Source organism: Streptococcus parasanguinis (assembly GCF_964238605.1).
Lineage (GTDB): Bacteria > Bacillota > Bacilli > Lactobacillales > Streptococcaceae > Streptococcus > Streptococcus parasanguinis_AJ.
The window spans coordinates 1-26,177 of sequence record NZ_CAXSMM010000006.1; the positions used below are offsets into that span (position 1 = coordinate 1).

Annotated in this window: 24 protein-coding genes and 4 pseudogenes; 12 read left to right on the forward strand and 16 right to left on the reverse strand. The window is 33.9% G+C overall.

Going from position 1 to position 26,177, the window contains the following annotated elements; translation table 11 throughout:
* Together ACESR9_RS05845 and ACESR9_RS05850 are read left to right on the forward strand one after the other, a co-directional pair.
* A pseudogene (locus ACESR9_RS05845) lies at positions 1–114 on the forward strand (DNA-binding protein); the annotation flags it as partial.
* A 201-nt stretch (positions 115–315) separates the two neighbouring features.
* Complete coding sequence (locus ACESR9_RS05850; RefSeq protein WP_373105993.1) at positions 316–960, forward strand: hypothetical protein; 645 nt, start codon at positions 316–318, stop codon at positions 958–960.
* Positions 961–1,078: 118 nt separating this feature from the next.
* On the opposite strand, the gene ACESR9_RS05855 is transcribed toward ACESR9_RS05850, so the two are convergent.
* From ACESR9_RS05855 to ACESR9_RS05865, 3 genes are all read right to left on the reverse strand, one after another.
* Positions 1,079–1,438 (reverse strand): hypothetical protein, encoded by a 360-nt coding sequence (locus ACESR9_RS05855; protein ID WP_373105996.1) that lies wholly within the window; start codon positions 1,436–1,438, stop codon positions 1,079–1,081.
* A 309-nt stretch (positions 1,439–1,747) separates the two neighbouring features.
* Complete coding sequence (locus ACESR9_RS05860) at positions 1,748–2,110, reverse strand: cytochrome c-type biogenesis protein (RefSeq protein WP_049474682.1); 363 nt, start codon at positions 2,108–2,110, stop codon at positions 1,748–1,750.
* 16 nt (positions 2,111–2,126) lie between these two features.
* Positions 2,127–2,735 carry a hypothetical protein gene (locus ACESR9_RS05865; protein WP_315378018.1) on the reverse strand — a complete coding sequence of 203 codons (609 nt, stop codon included), beginning with the start codon at positions 2,733–2,735 and terminating at the stop codon, positions 2,127–2,129.
* Between the two features lie 307 nt (positions 2,736–3,042).
* Between ACESR9_RS05865 and ACESR9_RS05870 the strand changes: the two genes are divergently transcribed.
* Complete coding sequence (locus tag ACESR9_RS05870; RefSeq protein WP_049514386.1) at positions 3,043–3,933, forward strand: helix-turn-helix domain-containing protein; 891 nt, start codon at positions 3,043–3,045, stop codon at positions 3,931–3,933.
* 802 nt (positions 3,934–4,735) lie between these two features.
* Here ACESR9_RS05870 and ACESR9_RS05875 read toward each other — a convergent pair.
* The 4 genes and pseudogenes from ACESR9_RS05875 to ACESR9_RS05890 all read right to left on the reverse strand — a co-directional run.
* Positions 4,736–5,170, reverse strand: a complete 435-nt coding sequence (locus ACESR9_RS05875; protein WP_003003041.1) for a protein-export chaperone SecB — start codon at positions 5,168–5,170, stop codon at positions 4,736–4,738.
* Positions 5,170–5,514, reverse strand: coding sequence for a hypothetical protein (locus ACESR9_RS05880; RefSeq protein WP_003002962.1), 345 nt, complete (start codon positions 5,512–5,514; stop codon positions 5,170–5,172). Before ACESR9_RS05880 ends, ACESR9_RS05875 begins: the two co-directional genes overlap by 1 nt.
* 14 nt (positions 5,515–5,528) lie before the next feature.
* Positions 5,529–6,116 (reverse strand): hypothetical protein, encoded by a 588-nt coding sequence (locus ACESR9_RS05885; protein ID WP_141751568.1) that lies wholly within the window; start codon positions 6,114–6,116, stop codon positions 5,529–5,531.
* A gap of 351 nt (positions 6,117–6,467) precedes the next feature.
* Positions 6,468–6,719: pseudogene (locus tag ACESR9_RS05890) on the reverse strand (tyrosine-type recombinase/integrase); the annotation flags it as partial.
* A 388-nt stretch (positions 6,720–7,107) separates the two neighbouring features.
* On the opposite strand from ACESR9_RS05890, the gene ACESR9_RS05895 reads away from it, so the two are divergent.
* The 4 genes and pseudogenes from ACESR9_RS05895 to ACESR9_RS05910 form a co-directional block, all read left to right on the forward strand.
* Complete coding sequence (locus ACESR9_RS05895; RefSeq protein ID WP_049514389.1) at positions 7,108–7,974, forward strand: helix-turn-helix domain-containing protein; 867 nt, start codon at positions 7,108–7,110, stop codon at positions 7,972–7,974.
* Positions 7,975–8,534: 560 nt separating this feature from the next.
* Positions 8,535–9,500 (forward strand): HesA/MoeB/ThiF family protein, encoded by a 966-nt coding sequence (locus ACESR9_RS05900; RefSeq protein ID WP_070594331.1) that lies wholly within the window; start codon positions 8,535–8,537, stop codon positions 9,498–9,500.
* The gene (locus tag ACESR9_RS05905) at positions 9,478–10,725 is read left to right on the forward strand and encodes an MFS transporter (RefSeq protein ID WP_070594332.1); all 1,248 of its coding nucleotides are present in this window, start codon (positions 9,478–9,480) and stop codon (positions 10,723–10,725) included. The genes ACESR9_RS05900 and ACESR9_RS05905 overlap by 23 nt, the downstream gene beginning before the upstream one ends.
* Positions 10,726–10,909: 184 nt before the next feature.
* Positions 10,910–11,089 (forward strand): annotated as a pseudogene (locus ACESR9_RS05910) (IS3 family transposase); the annotation flags it as partial.
* Between the two features lie 248 nt (positions 11,090–11,337).
* Here the strand turns inward: ACESR9_RS05910 and ACESR9_RS05915 are convergent.
* From ACESR9_RS05915 to ACESR9_RS05955, 9 genes and pseudogenes are all read right to left on the reverse strand, one after another.
* Positions 11,338–11,619 (reverse strand): annotated as a pseudogene (locus ACESR9_RS05915) (tyrosine-type recombinase/integrase); the annotation flags it as partial.
* Between the two features lie 62 nt (positions 11,620–11,681).
* Positions 11,682–12,449, reverse strand: coding sequence for a type II toxin-antitoxin system toxin PezT (pezT, locus tag ACESR9_RS05920; RefSeq protein WP_373106002.1), 768 nt, complete (start codon positions 12,447–12,449; stop codon positions 11,682–11,684).
* Positions 12,449–12,925, reverse strand: a complete 477-nt coding sequence (pezA, locus tag ACESR9_RS05925; RefSeq protein WP_371608937.1) for a type II toxin-antitoxin system antitoxin PezA — start codon at positions 12,923–12,925, stop codon at positions 12,449–12,451. The genes pezT and pezA overlap by 1 nt, the downstream gene beginning before the upstream one ends.
* A gap of 121 nt (positions 12,926–13,046) precedes the next feature.
* Complete coding sequence (locus tag ACESR9_RS05930) at positions 13,047–14,657, reverse strand: ATP-binding cassette domain-containing protein (RefSeq protein WP_373106006.1); 1,611 nt, start codon at positions 14,655–14,657, stop codon at positions 13,047–13,049.
* 396 nt (positions 14,658–15,053) lie between these two features.
* Complete coding sequence (locus ACESR9_RS05935) at positions 15,054–15,920, reverse strand: helix-turn-helix domain-containing protein (protein ID WP_373106009.1); 867 nt, start codon at positions 15,918–15,920, stop codon at positions 15,054–15,056.
* Positions 15,921–16,336: 416 nt separating this feature from the next.
* Positions 16,337–17,719: a hypothetical protein gene (locus ACESR9_RS05940; RefSeq protein WP_373106012.1), complete on the reverse strand. Its 1,383-nt coding sequence runs from the start codon at positions 17,717–17,719 to the stop codon at positions 16,337–16,339.
* Between the two features lie 550 nt (positions 17,720–18,269).
* Complete coding sequence (locus ACESR9_RS05945) at positions 18,270–18,794, reverse strand: DUF924 family protein (protein ID WP_070507038.1); 525 nt, start codon at positions 18,792–18,794, stop codon at positions 18,270–18,272.
* A gap of 3 nt (positions 18,795–18,797) precedes the next feature.
* Positions 18,798–19,646 (reverse strand): ATP-dependent sacrificial sulfur transferase LarE, encoded by an 849-nt coding sequence (gene larE, locus ACESR9_RS05950; RefSeq protein WP_023919180.1) that lies wholly within the window; start codon positions 19,644–19,646, stop codon positions 18,798–18,800.
* 1 nt (position 19,647) lies between these two features.
* Positions 19,648–20,313, reverse strand: coding sequence for a Crp/Fnr family transcriptional regulator (locus tag ACESR9_RS05955; protein ID WP_045759927.1), 666 nt, complete (start codon positions 20,311–20,313; stop codon positions 19,648–19,650).
* 160 nt (positions 20,314–20,473) lie between these two features.
* Between ACESR9_RS05955 and larA the strand changes: the two genes are divergently transcribed.
* The 5 genes from larA (at position 20,474) to aao (ending at position 25,972) form a co-directional block, all read left to right on the forward strand.
* Positions 20,474–21,748, forward strand: coding sequence for a nickel-dependent lactate racemase (gene larA / locus ACESR9_RS05960; protein WP_049497126.1), 1,275 nt, complete (start codon positions 20,474–20,476; stop codon positions 21,746–21,748).
* A gap of 8 nt (positions 21,749–21,756) precedes the next feature.
* Complete coding sequence (gene larB, locus ACESR9_RS05965; RefSeq protein WP_049497124.1) at positions 21,757–22,524, forward strand: nickel pincer cofactor biosynthesis protein LarB; 768 nt, start codon at positions 21,757–21,759, stop codon at positions 22,522–22,524.
* The gene (gene larC / locus ACESR9_RS05970; protein WP_373106018.1) at positions 22,524–23,927 is read left to right on the forward strand and encodes a nickel pincer cofactor biosynthesis protein LarC; all 1,404 of its coding nucleotides are present in this window, start codon (positions 22,524–22,526) and stop codon (positions 23,925–23,927) included. The genes larB and larC overlap by 1 nt, the downstream gene beginning before the upstream one ends.
* A gap of 20 nt (positions 23,928–23,947) precedes the next feature.
* Positions 23,948–24,661: a D/L-lactic acid transporter LarD gene (gene larD / locus ACESR9_RS05975; protein WP_024056458.1), complete on the forward strand. Its 714-nt coding sequence runs from the start codon at positions 23,948–23,950 to the stop codon at positions 24,659–24,661.
* A 138-nt stretch (positions 24,662–24,799) separates the two neighbouring features.
* The gene (gene aao, locus ACESR9_RS05980; RefSeq protein ID WP_373106021.1) at positions 24,800–25,972 is read left to right on the forward strand and encodes an aminoacetone oxidase; all 1,173 of its coding nucleotides are present in this window, start codon (positions 24,800–24,802) and stop codon (positions 25,970–25,972) included.
* Positions 25,973–26,177 lie beyond the last annotated feature (205 nt).

A 26,177-nucleotide genomic window follows, 5' to 3' on the forward strand; every position in this document is an offset into this window, starting at 1 on the left:
GGATTAAGATTAGTTTCTATCAATCTAAAGTATCAAGATATTTTTTTATCGTATGATGAAGATCCTAGAATTGTAGGAATTATTGTTGGGAATTTTGTACCAATGAGACTCTAACAGTAGTTTTCTTACGTTGATTTTCTATTTCTGATAATTATGTAACAAAGAATATAGAAATCTCTTACTTTGTAACCCTATGCGCCACCCTTTAAAAATTTAGATAAATTACAAATGTTACAAAAATATTTCAAAAAAACTTGACATTCTATAACTTTGTAATATAATAGCTAATATAAATTTAGGTGAGGTATTATAATTATGAAAAAATGGACAAGTTTAGCACTTTTAGGCTTAACTTCTGCAACTCTACTAGTAGCTTGTGGTTCTAAAAAAGAGGAGAACAGTTCTTCTGTAAAAGAAACACAGACTTCTATGAAATCTGGTCAGAATAAAACAAATCAGTCTTCTAAAAAGAAAAATACAAAAGCTACTGAATCTAGTCCAGAAGAAACAACACAATCAAGTCAAACAACCACAGCGTCTAATACAACAAGTGGTGACAAAGCTACAGATTCATCTCAAATGGTTCCTGCAGAGCTGGTAGGGACTTGGACAGGTACAACTGAAATCGCAAAAGATGTCCAAATGACAGTGGCTGCGGACGGAACGGTAACTACGACAGCAAACTTTTATCAAGCAGATGTGAACCCAATTCGTACAGCAACGACTAGAGCAAAAGCTGTTCAAGCTTCTGGTAATATCTATTACTGGGAAACAGACGAACCTGGAGCTTTTGATGCCCTTCTTCCAGGTATTGCTGGACTTGGGGGAGCCAATGCCAAGGTAAAAGCCGGTTTCATTTTGGAAGAGGGCCATTATACACCAATTGTGTTTGTAACAGGTCTCAATGAAGATTTTGATTACAGCAAATACAATGATTTCCGTGTTTCACTCACAAAATAAAGACATATTCAACGCCTTAAAATTGATAACACCCCAAAAGTTAGATTTCCATCTATCTTTCAGGGTGTTTTCTAATAACCTAATATAAATAAGAAATCCAAACTTCATCGCTCTATTTCTACTTATTATACTGTCGAAGTGCTTTATTATATGCTTTACTTCCTTTTTGGTAATATTCATGTTCTATTCCAGATATATCGACTGTAATGGTGCCATCCTTAACTTTATATTTTACTGTTGAATCAGCTCTACCTTCTCCTGATAAAAGGAAGGTGTTACTTTCTTGATCAATTGTAAAACTATCAGCTTCTCCGTGTTTTATTGAACCTCTATTCCCTTTTATAATAAATGCTAATTCATTTCTTTCACTTGATATCCAATAGTATTCGCCATCCAGAGATTGTTGCTTATTTTTAGTACAAGCAATTAGCGTAATTATTGATAATGACAACAATAATATGCTAACAAATTTTCTCATGTTTCTCGCCTCATTTTATAATATTACTATACCAAAATAATGTTACAAAACTGTATCAATGTCTGTTATAATGGAAATTTCAACTAATGTCCATTATAACAGACATTAGTACATTTTAAAAAAGATCTATATTTGGCTATAGTTTTACTAAATCTCTACGACTATAGATTAAAAATGTATACACTTCTATTTTACAAGTTCAACTTAAGAAAATCCAAATTACAACCATTTAACAAGTAATATGAAAAAGAGTTCTACACTTTCAGTAGAACCCTTCTTATTACCAGTATTTTGATTACCTAGTTTTTTCTATTTTAACGCTTCTTTAATTTCACCAACTGTTGCAGCAACACTTTTATCGTGGAATGATTTTAGTTCCTCATTGCCATTTTCATCAGTTGATTCCACAGGATTACTATAGTCATCAGTTAAGCTAGTTGTATAACCTCCTGATTTATCTGCAATAATCAATTTACTGTCTGGTAAATCAGAAAAGTAGTCATTAATTTCTTTTTCTGATTTACCTTTTAATAAATCTTTATAAATTTCTATAGTTTTGTTTTCTCTTGTTATGCCACTAGTAGTCTCTGCAATAGCTGGTTTAAATAAAACATATGAAACCAAACCCAATGATAAAACTGAGAGAGTTACTAACATTTTTTTCTTTGCCATCTTTCTACCTCCTATATTAAACAGGATTACTTACTTTATATCTTGATCCTGTTTTAGGATTATATGTTTTGAAAAATGTTCCCCGTCGACTATTTACAGCTACATACCCACCATCATTTACTACAACCGAAATACCATATCCATCTTCTACTAAACCACTATCGCCTTGAGCTTGCCAATACAAGTAGTCTCCACTACCTCTAGATGGTTTAAAGCGTTCTTCACCATAGCGCCAACCTCTTGCATAAAACGGATTAGATTGATACTCTTGATTTGGATATAAGACATGCACGCGAGTCGGAATCCAAGCACCAAAGAATGTAGTGCCAGAAGGAGTTTCTTGGTTTTGGGAAATATCTTGCGTAGCTAGATATTTTTTATAGTCAGCTACCTTCATTACCTTTCCTTCACTAGCCACCTGTTCTGACGGAAAATTATCGCTCCCATCTTTGTTAGTTATAATACCTCCTCCAGGGGTGGTTAATACATATTGATCATCCTCCAGACCTTGAGTTACTTGTTCAATCTGTTGACTTGTCATTCTTTCTTCTGCTTTAACGATAGTTCCTGTACACAACATAACACTTGCACCAGCAACTAATCCCAATGCTAATAATTTTTTCATTTTTCCTACTCCTTAGTAACTTATGTACAGCTGTATATAATTATAACTACAATAATAAATTTATAAAAATTTAGCCTAACAAATTTTATGTTATACAAACCAATGTACTCACCTCCAATTGCTATCTAACATAACAGCAATCCTATATAATTACATAGTGATAATTAAGGAACACGAGAAAATAACACCTGATCGCTTCCCAAAATATTTTCTTTTTATTTGCTTTTCATCTAACTAAAGTATACAATACATTCAGAATTACCAATTATTTTTTTAACTATTTTCAAGTTGTTTTAGAGGTTATATTATGAGATATGATTTTGGTAAAATTTATAAAGAAATTCGAAAATCAAAAAATTTAAGACAGTCAGATGTGTGTGGAAATGTATTGTCTACTACAACTCTTTCTAAGATAGAAAATGGGAATGTTGTTCCAAAGTATGAGAACATGGCTTTCTTACTTCAACAAATCAATATGAGTTTTGATGAATTCGATTATATATGTAATCTTTATCGTCCTAATAAACATACTGAAATAATTAATGATATAAGTAATCTTCATACAATTAGCGGAACAGAACAACTTGAATATATTATAAATAAATGCGAGTCTTATCTAAAAACCAATTACGATATCTCTATTCAAAAATTTTACTATTCTTTGAAGATAATACTTCAAATTAGAGAGCATGGACTATCCAACAAGGATTTACTGACGAAAGATCTTGTAAGTTGTTTGTGGAATGATCTAGAGCATCATGATACGTGGTATGAATCAGATTTTAAAATTTTAAATTCTATTCTTTTCTGCCTTCCTTTAGAGACAATTATAGATACTACACAGTTAGTACTTCAAAGACTAGAAAAATACTCTAATTTCCATGATATATTACCCTTAAAGCTTGCAATACTATCCAATCTGTCTACTGTTTATTTTTATTATAAACACTTTCCTATGTGTAGTTATATCTGCTCAATAGTTGTTGAGACAGCAAAATTACTTAAGCGATATGATGCAATTGCTTTTCATTCAATTAGAATTGGAATATGTGATTCCAACGAGGAGCTAATACAAAAAAATATTGAAATACTTCGATTACTTGAGGAAACCGATCTATTAAAAATTATTGAACATGAAATAGCTTCATTACATGCCAATGAAATACTAGATGATAAGAGAATCCCGTGGATGTTGTAATTTTTGTACTCTAATGTTATATATTGAGGTAGTTTCTTTTTCAATATCTTTCTTTGCTAAAAGAACTTTGTAAGATACTTTACATCTATTTAAGAAATTTTGATTCAAATTTTATGAAATCAATCAGTAAATATCGTTCTGAAAAGTCTCGATATTAAGCTGCTTTTAGTCCAACTGAAACCCATACTTTCAAAACCAGTTCTTAAGAAAGGAATATTTCGATAATTAGCTACACCATTCAACTACTTTTAACTGTTATTTATTCAATAGTAATTTTTTACATTGACACTAAACTATTTGAAAACAAAGAATTCTAAATCTATAAAAAGTACAAAACAGTAACAATTCAAATGGTGTGAACTTTTTGGTGAAATCTAGCTCAATTCGTTTATTTTTAGGGTAAAATTCACACCATTCAATTGAAAGTTATTCAATTAGATGAAATATTTCTTTCTTAAAAACATGTGGAAACATTGATATTAAGCATATATTGAAATTCATTCAAATACGAGGTGTTCAAAACAGATATTACAATTTATAAGTAAAAGAACAAATAACAAAAAGAGGAACTTCACACTAAAGTTCCTCTTCTTTTAAATATCCTAATCATTATTTTTATTTTAAAAAAGGTAGTGAAAAAGGTAGAGTTTTAACTTGCATCACTACAATACAAAACTCTTTGGGTGTATTTATTTTCATCACAAATTTTACTTATTTATTTATATTTTCCTAAAGACCTTCTAAATGTACATTAAAGTAGAAAAAGCACGTCATTGGATCTTTGAAAAACATTACACTATTTTTATTCGTATGTTAACTTGATTGAATCTTTTTCTTCAAGCATTTTTTTAATGTTAATGACAGGTAATAAGAAGTTTGGGAACTCATTACCACGAGTGATCATGTCAGATACAATAGGCCGAATATAGGACCAAAGAATTGCTAAACCATTCTCTTTAAGAAAAGTTTCAAAACTAATATCAAATTCTGTTTTGTCGTATATAAACGAAAATTCTCCAACAATATCTACAATAAGCTCAAAAGCAGAATCATCTGAATGTATATTTCCTTGCTTTGTTATTAAGTTAACGTAAGCAAGATTTTCAGACTTTCTTATTAAAATTTGTGCAGATAATTCAGGTTTTAAATTAATAGTACTATTTGTTTGATCAAAACTAGGATTTCTTCGATATGATACTTCATTTAAAAAATAATCTTTAAATTGTAAAGAGGACATTAAGCTGCCACCTCACTACTTTCTTTTGTTGTAATTAAGTTTTCAGAATCTATTGGGAAATATGAAAAACATGATTTCTTGTTTTTTATAATATATTTAGACATTGCATCTACTTTATTTATAGAATTCAAATCATAAAAATCATTTTGATTATCTAATTGAGAGGTAAAATGTATTTCATCTTTATATTTTTTAGGACTTCCTGACATATTCAAATAATAATCAAATTCATTGTTTACTGAATAGATTTTGTTGGCCTTAATATTTTCAACTAATTCTTGAAACATTGGAGAATCCATCAAAGAAAATTCTTCAGTTCCTAAAAAGTTTGATAATAAACTCATAAAAGCCTCCTTATTTATAAAATATTTGTAATACAATTTAAATCACGGATACAAATTTCTTCTCCATTCTTGCCGTTAATCACTGGTAAAAATGAAATATCAGTATATGTTTTGGACTGTACGGCTTTAAAATTCTTTCCATACTGAGACGCTAAATCAAGTAGCAGTTCAATAATTAACCCTTGATTTTGGTTAAGAAGAGTAGCTCTATTTTTGGCTCCGCTATCTGAAATACCTGCAATCTCACGTTCAATTTCAATATATGCCTTTTGTCGATATTCATCTAATAGACTTTGGTTTGTTGGGTCATCTAAAATAAAAATATTGTCTATAGATTTTATAGTGATTTCGGCATTAACTAATCCGGGCGTAACCCCAGGTTTGCTTAGTTCAAATGATTTATACTTTGCTACATAAGCAGAAGCAATAGTTTTACCAGTATCGTTATTAAAAGGCAGAAAAAAGTAAACACCATTACCCAAGTCGTTCGGATGTCTCTGTTTACTAATACCAGGTTCATATTTTTTATAAGAAAAACCAGCAGATAGGATCTTATTTTTCCTTTTATTGGTGGTGCCGTGCCACCCGCTATATTGTAGCATAGAACCTCCTGATAAAGCTACTACCTTGATTATACTGTTAAAGATTATATAATTCAACCATTAAGGCCTTTTTTGAAAAAATTCTAAACTATTATTAAGTAGGTAATTTTGTATTTGACTTACATTGTACAAAAGTAGTTGAAAAATCTCTGAGAACATTCCTATATCAATAATGAGTTTTTTACAATTGAAACTATAATGTAGGATTTTTTTAACTGTAGTAATGTTATAAAATTAATCTTACCAATAAAGTATCTATAGATCTTTGTATACCTAAAATTTTATAGTAACATTATAAAATTTACATTAATTGTAAAGTGATTTATTATAGCTAAATATAATAGTCTCTAATTAGTTTTTTTTAATTTGTGCAAGTCGTTCTATTAAAATATCGACTGCTTCATTCTTTCGGTTAGGATCTAATTTCGTATAGATATCCATTGTGGTTGAAATAGATCTGTGTCCCATACGTTCTTGCAGTTTTTTCCAATTTGCTCCAGCGTTGAGCATTAAAGACGCATGAGTATGGCGGAATATTTGAAAACCATAATTAGGTAAACCTAACTCTTTTGATCGTTTAATAAGAGTAGCTCGCTCATTTCGATGGGGAAATGTACCTTAAACAGATAAGAGGCTTGCCAAAAACTTTATCTGGAAATAATTTCCCTAATTTAGACTAAAATAAAATGCATAATATCAGTTTTTTGAATACCTGATATTATGCGTTTTTAATTTCAAAGACTTTTAGGAATTACTTGAACTCTCAAATCCCATATATGTTTTTCTGAGTTACATGAAAAGTTTAACTTAATTTGACAAACTAGAAATTATTTGAGTAGATTATTTTCAAAAGAAGACGAGGTAGATCAAAAAACATTTGACACCTTTTATATAAAATTTGTATCTTTCTGGACATATATTTGAATTTTTAATTTAATCATGTTACAATTAAAATTGAAGTCAAAACCAATTAGAAAAGGAATATCCAAACGTGGGTACATTATTAGCAACCAGATTAAAAAATAGACGAAAAGAATTAAAATTGTCCCAGCGAGAATTGGCCGAAGGCATTTGTAAACAGGGGCAAATTAGTCGATTAGAGAGTGGAGAGTTCACTCCGGGGGCGGATTTTTTGCATGCACTTGCTAAGAAATTAAAAGTTAGTATGGATTATTTTTTTGATGAGCAGATTGTTGAGGAGGTTGATGAGTTAGCAGAGTTTAAGAAATTAGCACATACATTTATCATAAATAGAAATTATGAGTCTTTGAAATATATATATGAATTAGAAAATGTAAAGTCTCATCGTTTATCTCTAGCAGATAAATTTTATATGGAGTGGATAAAATCTCTGATAGATTTTTATTTCTATGGGCAACAAGAGGAGGCAGTTGAAAGATTGGAGAAGGTGCTGTCACAGTTAAGTATTTCTGATATGAACTATCTCCAAGTTTCAAATACTCTATTCAATTTTTATTACGATATTGGAGATTTAACGCGATTTGATGAGATTCGAGAAACATTAGAGTATCAAGTAAATCAACTCAATTTAAATACACTTGAAGAGTTAGAACTATTTATTAAGTTCAACTATAACGTTTGTAGATATCTATGGCTGCAGAATAATATTGAAGAAGCTATTACTAAAATCACAACTACTATAAAGCAGTGTCAGGCTTACAGAACAACTTATCTTTTAGCTGATTTGTATTTATTGATGGGAAATGTAAGTAAGGACTTTTCTTCTAAGATTTCGGTAAAAGAATATTTTGAGACAGCACATTTTCTTTATAAATTGGATGAAAATATGTCAATGGCTTTGAAAGTCGAACATTACATTGCAAATATGGCAGAATAATGAAGACGATGTTCAATTGAGCATCGTTTTTTTAATATTGCACAGATACAAAAATGAGTTATATAAAAAAAAAATAAAAAAAGTTTATAAAATATATTGACAACATGATGCTGGAGTGCTAAAATAAATGCAAGAAAATTAAAGGAGAGATATATGAGAAGTCTGTTTAGGAAAATTGCTACAATGCTAGTTATTGGATTAATTCTGCTAGGGATTGTAGGGAAACCTCAAATTCATAAAATGGCTACAGAAATTGATCCGGGTCCAGCTAATATTATTCGCAGATGAAAATTAAGCTAGCAAATCGTATTTTTATATCTTATTTTGTCTTTACTTAGTAAGGAAATATCTACATTGTTGGAACTATATTATCTTATTTAATAATGTGAGTTTTAATATTATGTAGTAGAAGAAGGAGGAAAAGAAAATGACTGTTGTTGCAGTACAAACATTCCCTGGTCATCGTGTAGGAGGCCGTTAATTACACTGGAGTTTGGAGCTTACTAACTCCAAACTCTGTTTTGTATAGATTACTACTTTTCAAAATGGAGGTTATCTAAGTGAGAGTAAAGAGAACTCTTCAGCCTTATGTGTTGAATGATAAAATAAAATTTGGTTTTGGAAATGTTTCTCTTGAGAGGGATATTGATTGTAATGAGATGAATATCAACTTGATTAAAAAGTTAGACGAGGATGTTGACATTCAACAGTTATCTATTGAAGAGCGAAAAATTGTAAAATTTATGTTATCAAAAGGATTGTTAACTAATAATCAATACGATGATACAAAATACTCTCGTAATATCAACTTTTTTGAATGGATAGATCTTTCTAAAAACTTAAATCCATGTGAGTATCAGAAAAGGCTATTAGAATCTACAGTGTTAATTGTCGGTGTAGGTGGCATTGGTTCTACGGTTGTGGAAATATTAGCTCGATTAGGAGTAGGGAGATTCATTATAGTTGATTTTGATATTGTAGAAGAATCAAATCTGACTAGACAAAGCGGTTTTAAAAAATCTGATATAGGTAAATCAAAAGTAGAGGTAATACAAAGAAATATTCAAGCAATTTCTGATTCAAAAGTTGTGACTATATCCAAACAGTTGAGATGTAAGAATGACTTAGAGAAACTTTTTAAATCATATAGTTTTGATATTGCACTATGTTGTGCTGATACTCCAAGTATCGAAATTGACTATTGGTTTGATGATTTAGCACATAAGTATAATAAACCAATTATAGTGGGTTCCTACGCATCTACAGTAATAAACTATTTGCACATTATTCCTGGAGAAACTCTTTCTTTAAGAGAGTTCTATGGGAATTTTATGATATCAGATGATCATATTTTAAATAGTAAGACACCGTACAGTGTAATTTCACCGATATCGTATATGGCAGCAGCAATTATTTCCTACAAAGTATTGGATTCCTTGACAGGATTATTAAATATAACAAATTATATCCAAATCGATTGTATGAATTTCGAGGTATATCAACATGATATTAGAAAAATTCAGTAGTAACTTTAAAAACTTGATATTAGGTAGATCTTCTAGAAATATTGCAGATAGTTTTTACTTCATTGCATTGTCGATTGGGTTAATCAAAGTTTATAATATTGAAGCTGGTCAGTTATCTTTATTTACTCTAATAGGTTTTATCCCTAACTTACTTGCCGTTTTTTATGGAAGTTTTGTAAATAAAATCCAAAGAGATAAAGTCTGGCTAGTAACTTTTCAAGTTCTTCAACTTTTTATAATTTTCATTACTATTCTATGCTTAAGATATCGCTTTGAAGTATTCTATCTTTATATTTTTAATTTTTTGTTTAGTTTATCAACAAATCTACTCAACACATTACAAATGAAGATTGTTCCAGAAACATTAGAAAATGATGAAGAAACGATAAACAAATCTATAGATGTTCAGTATATGGCTTCAAATGTGTTAGACATTATTAGTAACCTGTTTGCCTCGTTACTGTTAGGAGTGTTATCCTATTTTGTTGTTTTCAATATGAGTATTCCATTTTTTGTAGCTGCGATATACTTTATGTTGAAAATCAGGTTAGATATACCTGATAAAAAAAAGTCAGATGGTATGTCTGAAAATATAGAAAGCGAAAGTGAATCAACTTTTCAACTCTTGGACACAATTTCTGCTTTTCGAGAATCAAAATTTGCGTCTTTTATTGTAATTACAGAGTCAATTTTAAGTGGTGGAACAGATCTACTTTTAACTTTAGCCCCCTTATATCTTGTATCGGAAGGAATTCCCATTCAGTATCTTGGGTTGGTATTGGCAGTACAACGATTAGCAGATTTGACAGGTGCTTTTGTGGCACCTAGGATAAAAATATCATATAAAAAGTTTTTCTTTATTGATTATATTGTATCGGGCTTCTCTTTATTCTTAGTATTTGTAATACCAATTCCATTGATTAAGCTTTTGCTATTTGGATTATCCTTTATAATTATTGGTATATCTGGTAATATGTTTGAAAAAATGATTTATTCTGAATATAACTATGAAAATATGGGGTTAATCTACTCTACTAATTCAAGCTTATATGCTTTATTTTCAATTGTATTCTTAATAGTTCCTCAATTTTATTCGGATATACATATTCTAGGAATAACGATAAATATATTTACGGTATTAGTAGGATTTTATTTGTTATTTATTAACAATCCATTTAAGGAAAGTGAGGGAATAGAAAATGAACCAGAAAGTTATGCAGAATAATTTTAAAAAAGAACATAAAGTTGATCAGCGGTCTAAAAATATATCTACGAGACAGAATAATGGAAGTTTTAAAAAAGCTAGAAAATTTCAAGTTAAAAATAAAGGAAATAGATAGAAATCGACTACTCTGAACTGCACCCCAAAAGTTAGACAGAAAAAATCTAACTTTTGGGGTGCTTTTATTATGTATGAGGATATAGTTAAAATATATGAATTGAGAAAGCAAGGGGAGAGCTTTAGACGTCTTTCTAATCAATTTGGGATAAACATTTCTAATCTTCAGTACATGATTAAATTGATTGATCGTTATGGAATAGAAATCGCAAAAAAAGTAAAGAATCGTTCTTATTTTCCTAAATTAAAATAAGAAATTATTGATAAAGTTCTCCTGGAAGATTGTTCATAAAAAAGTGTATCTTTAGCTAGAGAAAATCACATAATCTAAATAAAACAGAAGACACGAAATATTTATAATATGTAAAAGGTAGTTCAAAAATATAGAACTACCTTTTGTTGATAATAATGAAATTAGATACTTGTTCTTTTAAAATAAATAGAGTAAAAATTTCTAGAGGGGAATCATCAAACTGCTTTGATTTAGCTATAGTTATTTTACTTTTGTGGTCGAGAACGAATGGAAGATATGGGATTACACAGAGTGAGTATTTCTTTTTGTTTTGATTGAGACACATGAGTATAGATCTGAGTTACAGAAATAGAACTATGTCCAAGTATTTGCTGTATATAACGAATATCTACATCTTTATCCAGTAGCATTGTAGCAAAGCTGTGTCTGAACATATGTGGCGTGATAGTTAAAGATAAGTTGTTTTTCTTAACCAGCTTCTTTAAAATTAGACGTACGCTTTGTTCTGACAGTGCTTTAAGAGGATGAGTTCAAGTAAATGTTGCACTTATTCTTGCAATTTATCATGTACTCATAAATTAGCCCTTCGTCACTTATCAATTCCTCCCAGTTCTCTCAACCGTTCCTGTCCCAACTTCAACATCTCTTTTTCCACCTTATTCCATTTTCCAAATAGGCATTCGTGTAGGACTACTGCTGCTGATGTTTCGTCTACTTGCGAATCATAAACACACGATTGATCTCTTCGGTAAATTTGAACTTGATTAAAAATCTTGTCATTTTCTAACTCTCGTAAGTTATCAACTAAATGTTCTACAATTCCATCATGGTGCTCTTTGGGAGTTGCTCTAGCTTGACGAGGATCTATAGCATAGAGCTCTTCATAACGTATCAAGGTACTGAGATAGGACAATTCTGGCTTAGTCGCAATCAGTGCAAGAGAGACTTGGTAACCTCTAGTTGTCAATAATTGGGCCGTTTTTCGAGGAACTTCTGTTGTTCTCAAAGTGCCCTCAATTAACAAATGATAGCCTAATTTACTCAATTCATCTACGAGATATTCAACCATTCGACCCGCAAATACTTTAGTATAATCCACACTATCTTTACCATACTTTTCCTGTAGGCCAAGGTAGTTCGGATGAAAAGAGCGATAACTATCTCCATCAATGATAATGATATTTCCTTGAAATTCCCTTTGTTTCACACGATGAATCGTTGTCTTACCAGCGCCACTCTGTCCACCGAGCAAAATAGCTTTAGGCTGAGATGAAGTTGTTTTACCACGAGTTAAAGAACGAATGAGTCGTTTGGAGGCTTGTTCAAAATTATCTGGACTAAATTCTTCTAGTTTCATTAAGCCACCACCAGATGACTAGCTTGTTCTAGCATACGTTCAATGCCATCCAAATAGCCATTATATCGCTCTAAATCCTCAAAAGTTGCAACAAGATAAATCCTCGTGTTAATCAAATCAGACAAATCATCGCTCATTAGAACCCAAGGATTCAAAGTATCATCAAATGCAATTCCTTGGTCATCTTGAAAACGATAAAGTTGCGCTAAGATATTCGCCCCTCGTTCTTTAATCACTTCAATTTTCAGAGTTAATTGATAATCTTCTACTGGTGTGAGCATTTTTTCCTCCCCTACGATATCGATATACGAAACATTAAATTTCTTGCAGATACGATCTATTAATTCTGTCGAAATTCGACTTGTCCCATTTTCATAACGACTCAGACTATTTCGAGAGATACCAACAATCTTTGCGAACTCAGGCTGAGTTAGGTTATGTGCCTTGCGTAACGTTTTAATATTTTCTCCGATCATGAGGGTCCTCCTTAAATTATTCCTATTATATCACAAAAAGAAAAAACGCACCAATTTTGGTGCGTTTTCAAATCTGGTAGATGAATCTTTAATTTAACCAACTGATCTCAGTATGTTAAAACTAATCCAAATATATAATTTTATCAAAAAGAGATCTTATATTTTTATCTAGATGATGGCTTACAAAAATAACAGTTTTTTCTGTCATTGAGAATAGATGTTTCTCAATTTGATATCGTCTTTCTTTATCAATAGCATCAGTTGCCTCATCAATAATCAAAATTGGTTTTTCTTCAAGGTATGCTCTAGCTAAACTAATTCGTTGCTTCTGTCCACTAGAAATGTCTTGGCTAATTTCTGATAAAGTAGTTTCCAATCCATGATTCAATCCATTAATCCAGTCTCTTAAATAAAATAATTCCAATGCTTTTTCGATTTTTGAATCTTCTATTTCTCGGCCTAATGTCAAATTAAATAAAATGGATTCGTTAAAAATATGATCTTCCAAACTAACATAAGAAATATTTTCATGAAGATCCTTGAAATTTATATTTTTTGAATCGATATTGTCATAGAAGATGTGGCCTTTCGAAATTGGGATTTCACCATTAATGGCCTTCAATATAGTTGATTTTCCTGAACCTGATGACCCTGATATTGCATACTTCTTATTTTTTTCAATTATAACATTTAAATTATCTAAAACAATTTTGCCGTCACGTTCAATAGTTACCGACTGAAGTTCTACTTTATCTATAAATTTCTTCCAAGTTTGTTTATTAACATTACTTTCATTAATCCTTTGATCACCTTCCAATTCAAACTTTTCAAATATTTTGTTTACAGTTTTAAACTCAGCGTAATTTGCCGTTAAGCCTGTTAAGCCAGCAAATATAATTGATGAAAAATATTGAGAAGAAGATACAGCACCAATCGGAATTAATCGGTTAAAATATAAGACCCCTGCGTGGGTCAACATGGCAATTTGACTCACAAAACTAGTCCCATTTTGAACAGACATAAGCCCACCAAAAGTTTTTGAATATGAAACTCTGGACTTCGAATATTTTTTTGAATAAGATAAAATTTTTACCATTAAAAAATGAAGTTGATTAGCATTGGATAACATTCGAAATCCACTTAAAGAATCATCAATTGCTTTAACTAATTCTTCATTCTTCTCAGTAAAGTAAACAGCTTTATTCTCCATTTTCTTTGTAAATATTTTAGGGAGATTTACCATTAAAAGGAAGAATATCAAAATTGTAAACAATAATGAATAATGGAAACTAAAAAAGGCAATAATTGCAAAAATGATATTTAATGCTTGACTAATCATTAATTCAAGTGTTTCAAAGCCAAGATCTCGAATAGTATTAAGATCATTTGTCAGCCATGAGGTATAGGCGCTAACACTTTTTGAGCCAAAACGTATCACACCCTTACTTTCAATACTTTTTACAATATCTTTACGTATTTCGGTACACATTTCTTGTATAGCTTTTTCACTTGCTTTTGAGTTTTGATATATTTGCAATACCCATATTAAATTTACAGCTAAAATCGCTCCACTTAAATACAAAAATCCCTGTAAATCAAAATTTACAATTGTAGAAATTGCTTTTGCACTCAATATACCATTTAAATAAACACATAATGAATTAATAAAAATCCAAAACAACCATATAGAATTACTTCGTTTGCATCTAATTAAATAAGTTTTTAATGTCATATTCCAGCCTCATTTAAAAATTCCAAATATTTCTTCACAAATTATTATCTTATGTTTAAGTGCAACATATGATAATAAAGTTCCTATTTTGTCACTTAATACTCCTCAAACACTATATTCATTATGTACTTTGTTATTGAAATAATTTCTTTCCAGTAATCTACAATACTCTTTGAATATCTTTTGTTGAATACTTATCATCGCACGAATAGAGCAAGTCAGCTAACCCATGACAAAAACAAATCCTTCTTGATCTCCTCCCTTTTGTATTATTGCATTTTATTTTAGCACCTCATGCATAACAAGTCAATACATAATATAATCATTTTGTATCTATTTATAATTAGATGCTTTTTTGTATTTTAAAACGATGTTATTTAAAAACATCGTTACATATTATTCCGTCAATTTTAAAATATACTGCTCTACTTTTAGCATCATAGGGATATTCTCATCAAGTTTGTACAAAAAACGGGCAACTTCATAATTTTCTAATGTGTTATCTTTTGATGAAATACTTTTACTTATATTTCCCATTAATACATATAAATCTGCTAATAGATAGGTAGTTCTATAATCTTTACATTGTTTAATTGTAGTAGAAATTCTAGAAATTGCTTGTTCAGTATCTTTTTGGAGCCATAAATACCGGCATACGTTATAGTTAAATTTGATTGACAATTCTAGTTCTTCTATCGTATTTAAACTCAATTGGTTAACTCTTTCCTCTATTCGATCTCTAATTTTATTAAATCGTTCTATACTCCCAACTTCATAATAAAAATTAAATAATGTATTAGAGAATTGAAGATAGTTCAAATCAGATGTACTTAGTTGCTCAAGTACTCCCTCTAATTTTTGAACTGCCTCGTCTTTCTTTCCATAAAAATAAAAATCAACAAGTGTTTTTATCCACTCCATATAAAGTTTATCAGATAAAGATAAACGATGGGTCTTAATATTTTCTAATTCAAGTATATATTTTAAAGACTCATAATTCCGATTCATAATAAAAATACGTGCTATTTTTTTAAATTCTGTTAGCTCGTCTATTTTCTGTTCAACATGTTCTTCAAAAAAATAATCCATACTGATTTTTAGTCTGCGTGATAAAGCATACAAGAAGTCTGCCCCTGGAGTATATTCTCCACTCTCTAACCGACTAATTTGACCTTGTTTGCAAATCCCTTCAGCCAATTCTTTTTGTGACATTTTTAATTCTTTTCGTCTATTTTTTAATCTTGTTGCTAATAATGTACCCACGTTTGGATATTCCTTTTCTAATTGATTTTGACTTCAATATTAATTGTAATATGTTTAAATTAAAAATTCAAATATATGTTCAGAAAGATATAAATTTTATATAAATGTTAGTCGATGTTCCATTTTAGAAATCTATATCTCCCAATAAAATGAAATTCGATTTGCTATAAATAAGAATTCTTCGAAGGATCTAGTTCGCAAGATGATATCAGTGTGATTTTATATTTGGTTGGTATCTTAATTCATTTATTGATGTTATTTTTTCCTGATAAATTTCAAGAATAAGGCAGAATTCATAATCAAGTACAATATGTCATATTCGAAAAAAATATTGATAGAAATTGAAAAGCATCTGAACAGTTATACAAATCAACTGTTCGGATGCCATTTACATTTATTTTATCAAACTTTAAATATCATTTACGGTTTCTGTAAATAAGCATACTAACCGACAAAATTATAGTAAGTAGAGCACTCATCAATAATATTATTTTACTTTTAGTAAATATATCTACAACTTGTAAAACAGAGACCAAACTAACGAAGAAAAGTATAATTTCCATAACTCTATTCTTCTGTGACTCATTAAATTGATTTCTATCCTTTAACAAATCGTATTCCTCCTGCTTAATTTTTTCTATATATTCATCATGCTTGAAATAAGAACTTTCTTTTAAATGATTAAATAAATCAAAAATAGCAATATGATTTATTCGATAGATATATAGAAAAGATCGTTTATAACCGTGAACCCACTCGTTAAATTTTATTAGTTGTTTATCATTTGAAAGTTGGAATTTTTCCAGCCCATCCATAATAGTCTCATCTAGACACACTAACTGAAAGAATGGAGTGGCTGAAGATAAAAAGAAACTGGCTTGTCTTAAAAAATTTGATTCAAATTTGTCAGAATCATCCTCACTCCATACTATATAATTTGCTCCTTTATTTATATAATTAATACTACCTAAATTATAATAGTTGGTTAAATAGTTTTTTGATTTAATTTCTGAAGATACATTGTTAACACTATAGGGAGCATTTATCATCCATGTATACAGTTTTTTATTTTTAAAAAAATCCATTTTATTCATCTGCTTCATATTTGTAACAAAATGTAAATAAAATATACTCTCAGTTAACTTCAATCCTCCGTTTATGGAGGAAAGTTCTTTTTTTATATACTTCAATATATCATCAAGTTGATGTTTAGTATTTAAAGAATACTCTCTATCACTCTTTTCAAAATCAGGAAATATTTGCCATCTCATCATTGTAATCGGATGAAAAAAGTCAAATCTATAGAATGATGATCTTAAATCTTCAAATAATTCTATGACTATTGATCCGTTTTGAAAAACAGTGAGTGTCACAAAGAAAAAATGTAATTCTTCCTCACTATCCACTTCTATTAAAGGAGCAAAAATAAATTTAACAAATTGATTAGATTTAGAACTAAAAAGACAATTTTGTTTTCCTTTTTCTAATCTTGCAAAATATAAGTCTAAATAATAATTAGTTTTCTCATCCACTTTGTTTTTTAAATGTTGCAACTCTTTGGGAATTTTCCATGGCTTATATTTCTTTTTTAAAAGAGTATTATTTTTTGTACCTATTAGTGTCATAATCGTAGCCGGATGATTTTCAAATTTTTTAGTAATTATCTCTATTAGTTTATTGTTGTCTATCTTATATAAATCTGTGCTCAACATATAGAAAGAGGTGATTTTCACTTCTTCTATTTTTTTTGAAATCTCAGGAATTTTTTCAAAAGCAGTATTCTCTTTTATCTTCTGCATATTTTCTACCTTTTATTATCTTATTTCATTAATTATATCAAAATATAATTCAATAAAATGATAATCAAATAAAAAGTTATGTAATGTACTCAAACTAATTTTTAGAAGTTTAGAAAGATTCATTCTATCAACTCTTACTAAATTACGTTTAATAATTTCTGAAATTGATTTATTATTATTTATAATAATAAAAGTAATTAACATAAAAGAGACCCTTAGGCCTCTTTTTCTCTCCTTCAAATACTCTGTCACTGTCCATTTACTGTCCAATATAGTGTAATACATCTAAAAATTGTTGATTTTATCGAATGCAAAATCGCTTAAAATCAGTATTTTGATAAATAACAAGACTTTAAGAATCTTAAATTAAGTCTTGCATATTCATCATAGCAATTACATTCCTTCCAACTTCTGAAATTTACAGTTCATTATACCATTTTTTAGACGCTTGGAAAAGCTTTGGTGAGGGAACTCTGACATCATGCCTGCTGTTTCAGGCAATTTCATGAAGAGAGAAAAGAGTTTTGAAATCTGTGGGCCTCATCTTCCTTTAAAAGCCAGAATGTCCTTTCAAATACTCCTCTTCTTCCTTGGTCGAAGGCCGTCCTAAGATGGCATTCCGATGTGGATAACGCCCAAATTGTTGAAGAATGTCCATGTGCATCTTCTCATACTTCAAACGCTTTTCTAAGCCCGGTTGATCAAATAGGCGCAGGGCTTCTTCATGAATGACTAAGGACTCAGAATGCATAAAAGGCATGTAGAAAAATCCTCTTTGTACAACTGGTAGATCCAAGGCTTGCTCTAAGCCTTCTTGGGCCAAGACCAAGGCCAGGGAATCTGTCGCAAAAGCTTGGGCAGTCCCTCGAAAAATATTGCGAGGAATTTGGTCCAAGAGCAAAATCTCTGCTAAACGCCCTTCTGCCGTAGCCCGCCAGTGAAACAATTCCCCACGACTGGCCTTCCAATAAAGTTCCTCAAAGCGCTCCCGCATTTCTTGATCCAGTGCTTCTGATTTTTTGAACCAATCCTCTGGCTTCAACTCTTCGAACCAGAACCTTATCACTTCCTTCATTGCTTAACCTGCCATAATTTTTTCTTTTGTTTTTTCATCCAATGCATCATTCATCCGGCCGTACTTATATCCAGCCAAATCCAAGGCTACATAGGTAAATCCGATTTTTTTCATGTAGTCATTGATCTTGTCATGCAGTTGGATGGCTTTAAGCAGATGGTCTTCTTCCACTTCGATGCGCGCCAAGTCTCCATGCACACGCACACGGACTTGCTCAAAGCCAAGTCCTACAAGGAACTCTTCCCCTTCAAAAACCCGTTGTACATTTTCTGAAGTGATTTTCACTCCGTATGGGAAGCGTGAGGCAACGCTACAAGATGGCACCTTATTCCAATTGGAGACCCCTCTTTCCTTGGCCAATTGACGAATTTCTGTCTTATAGAGGCCGGCTTCTTGCAAGACACTGCGGACACCCGCTTCGTCCCTAGCCTTGATACCAGGGCGAAAATCGTCGATATCATCCATAATATTGCCGTCTACCAATTGCTTAAAGCCCAGTTCTGTAACTGAATCCTTAATAGTTTGGTACATCAATTGTTTGGTGTAATACCAAATATTGGGCGTATTGGCAGCAATCCGTGGATCACTCAATTCTCTCATTTCCAGTCCAAGCACAGGTGCTCCTAGCTGATCGGCCAAGTCGAGCGCTAGATCGAATTCTTCATTTGAAAACATCTCAGAGTTCACGACGGCCGCAATAACATTGTCAGGTCCCAAGGTATCCAAGGCCACCTTCAAGAGATAAGAGCTGTCAATCCCACCTGAATAGGTAACGGCTACCTTTCCGATTTTTCGTAAAATATCTTGTAATTTTTCTTCTTTTTCTTTTCTGATTTGTGCTTCTGTTGCCATCTTAGAATAGCTCCCTTCCGATAAATTCTTCAATCCGTTCATTATCCAAAATCACGATCTTTTGCTGTCGAATATCCAAAACACCTTCTCGTTTTAATTCATTGAGAATGCGATTGACACTGTTTCGCGTCGAAATCCCACAAAAACCGGCAATATCTTCATTGGTAATGTTGAAATCAATCAAGACGCCGTCTTCTTGCTCCACACCAAACAAACTGCTTAGTTTTTGCAAATGAAAACAAACCGCCCCTTTTTTACCATTCATCATCATATACTGCTGAGACTCCATACTTTCAGACAGTTTATTACGATAATAGTCCCTCACATAGTCCTGCAGCTCTTTATGCTCTTTGACAAAATTCCAAAACTTGACCCGAGGAATACGATAAAAACTTGCTTCTTCTGTCTCCACTCGCACATTGAAAGGTGAGTCTGTATAGTTGGACACCTCATCACGAATCAAAGAGACAATGTCAATGGCTTTTAGATAGGAAAAGTTAAACTCACGCCCATCACGCATGATGACACTTGTCTTGACCACACCTTCTTTCAAGATGTAGATGTAATCCTCTTTGATCCCACGATAGGAGAGGTAACTATGGTATTTTTTCTTGACGATCGGCGTTCGCCTCTCTTCCAAAAATTTCACTAAAAATTCTGAATTCACGACGGTTTTTCCTCCCCATCTGCTCTTTCTTGAAATCACACTAATGATACACCTGTTCTTGTTTTTTTATGTCATCATTTGTTGACAACAAATGGCACACACCTCTTTTAAAAAAGAATTATACTATAAGTATCAGTATTAATAAAGGAGATCGCAAATAATGGTAGAAATTAAATTACCGTACGACAAAAAGACGATTGTTGCAAAGATTCCAGATGAAAACTTTGCTGGTTTGTTAGAGTCAAAAGCGGAAAACTTCCATAACCCACTGTCTGAAGAAGAAACTGTTGAACGTTCAATGGATAACCCTATCGGCAGCCCTACTTTGGAAGAACTTGCTAAAGGCAAAAAAGACATCGTGTTGATCAGTTCTGACCACACTCGTCCCGTTCCTTCTCACATCATCACTCCAATCATTTTGCGTCGTATTCGCTCAGTTAACCCTGATGCACGCGTGCGTATCTTGGTTGCTACTGGTTTCCACCGTCCTTCAACTCGTGAAGAATTGATCAACAAATACGGCCAAGAAATCGTTGACAATGAAGAAATCGTTATGCACATTTCAACAAACGACGACGACATGGTTAAAATCGGTCAACTTCCTTCAGGTGGTGATTGTATCATCAACAAAATCGCTGCTGAAGCTGACTTGTTGATAGCAGAAGGATTCATCGAATCTCACTTCTTCGCTGGATTCTCAGGTGGACGTAAATCAGTCCTTCCAGGTATCGCATCATACAAAACTATCATGGCGAACCACTCAGGTGACTTCATCAATTCTGATAAGGCACGTACTGGTAACCTTGACCACAACCCAATCCACGAAGATATGCTTTACGCTGCTCGTACTGCAAACTTGGCCTTCATCGTCAACGTTGTATTGGACGGCGAAAAACACATCATCGGATCTTTCGCTGGGGACATGGTTGAAGCCCACAAAGTTGGTTGTGACTTCGTTGCAGACTTGGCACATGTGTCTAAGATCGAAAGCGACATCACAATTTCAACAAACGGTGGTTTCCCACTTGACCAAAATATCTACCAAGCTGTTAAAGGGATGACTGCAGCCGAAGCTTCTAACAAAGAAGGCGGAACAATCATCATGGTGGCTGGATGTGCAGATGGTCACGGTGGAGAAGGTTTCTATCGCAACCTTGCTGACGTAGAAGATCCAAAAGAATTCTTGGAACAAGCCATCAATACACCTCGTTTAGAGACTGTCCCAGACCAATGGACTTCTCAAATCTTGGCACGTATTTTGGTACACCACCATGTTATCTTTGTATCTGACCTTGTAGATCCTGAATTGATCACAGGTATGCATATGGAACTTGCAACTTCATTTGACGAAGCGCTTGAAAAAGCCTTTGCTCGTGAAGGAAAAGATGCTAAAGTAGCAGTTATCCGCGACGGACTTTCTGTCGTTGTTGAATAGAATCAAACATGGATTTTCAACCCAATCTAGAACAGACACTCCGTTCTTTGCAAGCAGGCCATCTCTCAGTTGAGGATGCGCTGGAGCAAATCAACGGGGTTAAAGAACTAGGGTATGCAGCAATTGATACTGACCGGCAACGTCGCAACGGCTTCCCTGAAGTCGTATACGGCGAAGGAAAGACAGTTGAGCAAATGGAAGGAATCCTGCAATTTCTTTCACAAAAAGAATTGCCGATCCTCACAACAAGAGTCTCTCTCCAAAAGGGAGAGGCTCTTTCTCAGCGCTTTCCGACTGGCCACTATTATCCAGAAGCCCGCTGCTTCGTTCTCAACTCTAAAAAGGAAGAAGCCGATCCTGAACACTACATTGCGGTCGTCACAGCAGGGACAAGTGATGTTCCTGTTGCAGAAGAAGCTGCAGTCACTGCAGAAACCTTTGGCCATTCGGTTCGCCGAATCTATGATGTGGGAGTCGCCGGCATCCATCGCCTCTTCAATCGCTTAGAAGAGATCCAAAAAGCCAGTGTGATCATCGTGATTGCCGGTATGGAAGGAGCTCTTGTCAGTGTCGTAGGAGGCCTTGTGGATGTCCCCGTTATTGCCGTTCCGACCAGCATTGGATACGGAAGCAACCTTCAAGGGCTAACAACCTTGATGAGTATGTTGACCTCTTGCGCTTCTGGTGTAACGGTCGTCAACATTGATAACGGATTTGGTGCAGCTTATTCAGCATGTATGATCAATCGACTCAACCACAATCGAAAGGAAAACTGATGACCAGTCTATTTTTAGAACCTTTTTCTGGAATAAGTGGCGATATGCTCAATGGTCTTCTTGTGGACCTTGGGGCAGATGTCGACCTTCTTCACACAAAACTCGAGAAACTGGGAGTGGATGGTTTCCACCTCCACGTTCATCGCGTCGCAAAAAGCGCAATTTGGGGAACTGATTTCGATGTTCACCTTCACCACGGGGAGAAAGATACGGGGATTGAAGGTGATTTTGATCGTGATCACGATCACGATCACGATCACGATCACGAACACCATCACGATCATGAACATCATCATGATCATGAACATCATCATGATAACGAACATCATCATGATCACGAACATCATCATGATCACGAACACCATCATGATCACGAACATCATCACGATCATGAACACCATCATCACCATTCCCACGCGGATGCTCGCAGTTATGCGGATATCCACGATTTGATTGCCGCTTCACAGTTGAGTCCTTTTGTGAAAGAAAAAAGTCTTGAAGTCTTTCTTGATATCGCAAAGGCCGAAGCAGCTGTGCATAACATGCCTGTCGAACAGATTCATTTCCATGAAATTGGTGCAATTGACTCCATTGTCGACATCGTTAGCTTTTTCATCCTAGTGGAATCGCTCGGTATCGATACAGTTTACTCTACTCCTCTCACTGAGGGAAGTGGGACCATTTCAGTTGCCCATGGAGAAATGCCTGTTCCGGTTCCCGCTGTGATGCAGTTGAGAAAAGGAACGACTATTCCGATTACTCAAGACTTCACAGTTAAAACGGAGTTGATTACTCCGACAGGGTTAGCCCTCCTTAAAGCATTGTCACCAATCTTTGAACCAATCCCCTCTCACCTTTCCATCGAAAGTGTGGGATATGGATTTGGTAAAAGAGAGACTGGAAAATTCAATGCTTTACGCGGTTCGCTATTGAAAGAAGACACCTCTCACAGCACCACTGTTGTTCATCGCACGGAAGATCAAATTATTGAGATCACCACTACGATCGATGATCAAACACCAGAGCAACTTGGTTATATTATCCACCGTTTCCTGGACGCTGGAGCTTTAGATGTCTACTATCGTAGCGTCGTTATGAAAAAGAATCGCCCTGGCTTTGAATTGATTCTCTTGATTCAAGGAAGTCAGTTGGAAGATTTTTCAGCCCTCTTGTTCAAAGAAACCAGTACCATTGGTTTTCGATACCAACAAGTCGACCGAAAGGTCATGCAACGTCGATTTGAACAAATCGATACGGAATTTGGACCCGTTACGGTAAAAATTAACCAGTACGGATCTACCACTAAAAAAACACTTGAATACGAAGACTGTCAGCGTATTGCTACGGAGATGCAGTTGCCGATTCAAGAAGTTTATCACCAATTACAAAAATACATTTATTAATTTAGGAGACATTAATTAACATGACACATCAATTACTTGCAGAAGTTATGAGTACAGCTTTGATGATTATCTTCGGGGTTGGCGTACACTGTGACGACGTTTTGAAGAAAACAAAATATGCTGGAACTGGACACTTATTCGCGATCACTACATGGGCATTCGGTATCACTGTCTGCTTGTTCGTCTTTGGCGGCGTTTCAATGAACCCTGCTATGGCTTTGTTGAAAGTCCTTCTTGGTAAATTGACAATCGCTCAATTCTTCCCAATTGCAATCGCTGAAATGATCGGTGCCTTCCTTGGAGCTTTGATTGCTTACTTTATGTATGCTGATCACTTCAAGATTTCTGAAGGTCAAATTGATGGTGTTGCTATCCGTAACATCTTCTCAACTAACCCTAACTGCCGTAACCTTCCACGTAACTACTTCGTCGAAGCGTTCGCAACATTTATCTTCTTGACATCTATCATGGCTGCTGAACACGCCAACGAAGCAATGCTTCCATTCACTGTTGGTTTGATCGTTTGGGCTATCGGTATGGGTCTTGGTGGTACTACAGGTTTCGCGATGAACCAAGCGCGTGACCTTGGACCTCGTTTCGCTTACCAAATCTTGCCAATCAAAGATAAAGTAAACAACGACTGGCAATATGGTCTTCTTGTACCAGGTACTGCTCCATTTGTTGGTGCTGTCCTTGCCTTCTTCTTCATCCGTTACTTCCTTGGAATCATGTAATAAGTTGATCGAAGAATCATTCAAAAGCAAGCATCGAAAGATGCTTGTTTTTTTGATTCCTTCATTTTCCGAAGCCGTCCATAAAATGATATAATGGACAAAGCAAATCATGAAAGAAACAAAAGAAGGAAGAACGACATGACTCATTTTCACACCATTGTCATCGGCGGTGGCCCAGCAGGTATGATGGCGACCATTGCCAGCGCCTCTTATGGCCAACCTACACTACTGATCGAAAAAAATAAAAGGCTGGGTAAGAAACTTGCTGGTACCGGAGGAGGCCGCTGTAATGTCACGAACAACGGGACCTTAGACGATTTGATGGCCGGTATCCCTGGAAATGGCCGTTTCCTTTACAGTGTGTTTTCCCAATTTGATAATCATGATATCATCCAATTTTTCACCGATAATGGGGTAAAGCTAAAAGTCGAAGACCATGGTCGGGTCTTTCCTGTTAGTGATCAATCTCGCACCATTATTCAAGCTTTAGAAAATAAGATCCTTGAGCTAGGTGCTAGTATTGCCACCAACTGTGAAGTGGTCTCTGTCACCAAGCCAGAAGACATCTTCATCGTCAAATCATCTGAAAACACTTGGACAGCCGATAAGCTGATCGTTACGACTGGAGGAAAATCTTACCCTTCTACCGGCTCTACCGGCTATGGACACGAAATTGCCCGCCACTTTAAACACACCATCACCGATCTCGAAGCGGCAGAAAGTCCTCTTTTGACAGATTTTCCACACAAGGCCCTCCAAGGCATCTCTCTGACAGATGTGACCCTCAGCTACGGCAAACACATCATCACACACGACCTTCTCTTTACCCATTTTGGACTTTCTGGCCCTGCAGCCCTTCGGATGTCCAGCTTTGTTAAAGGCGGCGAAATCTTATCTCTGGACCTCCTTCCGACTACCTCTTCTCAAGAGTTAAAAGACTTTCTAAAAGAGCATCGAGAAAAGGCGATTAAAAATAGCCTCAAAGCCCTTCTTCCTGAACGATTAGCTGATTTCTTGGCGCAAGGATTCCCTGAAAAAGCCAAGCAACTCACTCCTCCTCAGACAGAAGAGCTCATTCAAAACATCAAAGAGATGCCTATTCCTGTTACTGGGAAGATGTCTCTAGCTAAGTCCTTTGTCACCAAGGGCGGCGTCAGCCTCAAAGAAATCAATCCTAAAACCCTAGAAAGTAAGCTAGTTCCTGGGCTCCACTTTGCAGGAGAAGTCCTCGATATCAATGCCCATACAGGCGGTTTTAATATCACATCCGCCCTCTGTACCGGTTGGGTAGCAGGAAGCCCTCATTACTAAAAAACGAACTCGATTTGTTCGAGCTCGTCTTAGAATGAATCAAGAAAATGCCGAAACTTTCCGCTGTGAGAAAAGTGCCTGAAACTTTTTGTTTCAGGCACTCGGAATTATTGAGACCTTAGGCTCAATAATTAGTCATGGAACTTCTACGAAGTTCGCTGACGTCCGTACTCACTTAAGGAAAGTTTTTAAGATGACTTTGTCT

Bases quoted from the DNA above. Each gene is read 5' to 3' on its own strand.
- pezA (WP_371608937.1), bottom strand. From the start codon at position 12,925: ATGATCGGAGAAAATATTAAAACGTTACGCAAGGCACATAACCTAACT.
- ACESR9_RS05945 (WP_070507038.1), bottom strand. From the start codon at position 18,794: ATGAAGGAAGTGATAAGGTTCTGGTTCGAAGAGTTGAAGCCAGAGGAT.
- ACESR9_RS05855 (WP_373105996.1), bottom strand. From the start codon at position 1,438: ATGAGAAAATTTGTTAGCATATTATTGTTGTCATTATCAATAATTACG.
- ACESR9_RS05905 (WP_070594332.1), top strand. From the start codon at position 9,478: ATGATATTAGAAAAATTCAGTAGTAACTTTAAAAACTTGATATTAGGT.
- ACESR9_RS05860 (WP_049474682.1), bottom strand. From the start codon at position 2,110: ATGGCAAAGAAAAAAATGTTAGTAACTCTCTCAGTTTTATCATTGGGT.
- pezT (WP_373106002.1), bottom strand. From the start codon at position 12,449: ATGAAACTAGAAGAATTTAGTCCAGATAATTTTGAACAAGCCTCCAAA.
- larB (WP_049497124.1), top strand. From the start codon at position 21,757: ATGGATTTTCAACCCAATCTAGAACAGACACTCCGTTCTTTGCAAGCA.
- ACESR9_RS05880 (WP_003002962.1), bottom strand. From the start codon at position 5,514: ATGAGTTTATTATCAAACTTTTTAGGAACTGAAGAATTTTCTTTGATG.
- ACESR9_RS05875 (WP_003003041.1), bottom strand. From the start codon at position 5,170: ATGTCCTCTTTACAATTTAAAGATTATTTTTTAAATGAAGTATCATAT.
- ACESR9_RS05930 (WP_373106006.1), bottom strand. From the start codon at position 14,657: ATGACATTAAAAACTTATTTAATTAGATGCAAACGAAGTAATTCTATA.
- larC (WP_373106018.1), top strand. From the start codon at position 22,524: ATGACCAGTCTATTTTTAGAACCTTTTTCTGGAATAAGTGGCGATATG.
- larA (WP_049497126.1), top strand. From the start codon at position 20,474: ATGGTAGAAATTAAATTACCGTACGACAAAAAGACGATTGTTGCAAAG.
- ACESR9_RS05885 (WP_141751568.1), bottom strand. From the start codon at position 6,116: ATGCTACAATATAGCGGGTGGCACGGCACCACCAATAAAAGGAAAAAT.
- ACESR9_RS05865 (WP_315378018.1), bottom strand. From the start codon at position 2,735: ATGAAAAAATTATTAGCATTGGGATTAGTTGCTGGTGCAAGTGTTATG.
- ACESR9_RS05940 (WP_373106012.1), bottom strand. From the start codon at position 17,719: ATGCAGAAGATAAAAGAGAATACTGCTTTTGAAAAAATTCCTGAGATT.
- ACESR9_RS05870 (WP_049514386.1), top strand. From the start codon at position 3,043: ATGAGATATGATTTTGGTAAAATTTATAAAGAAATTCGAAAATCAAAA.
- larD (WP_024056458.1), top strand. From the start codon at position 23,948: ATGACACATCAATTACTTGCAGAAGTTATGAGTACAGCTTTGATGATT.
- larE (WP_023919180.1), bottom strand. From the start codon at position 19,646: ATGGCAACAGAAGCACAAATCAGAAAAGAAAAAGAAGAAAAATTACAA.
- ACESR9_RS05850 (WP_373105993.1), top strand. From the start codon at position 316: ATGAAAAAATGGACAAGTTTAGCACTTTTAGGCTTAACTTCTGCAACT.
- aao (WP_373106021.1), top strand. From the start codon at position 24,800: ATGACTCATTTTCACACCATTGTCATCGGCGGTGGCCCAGCAGGTATG.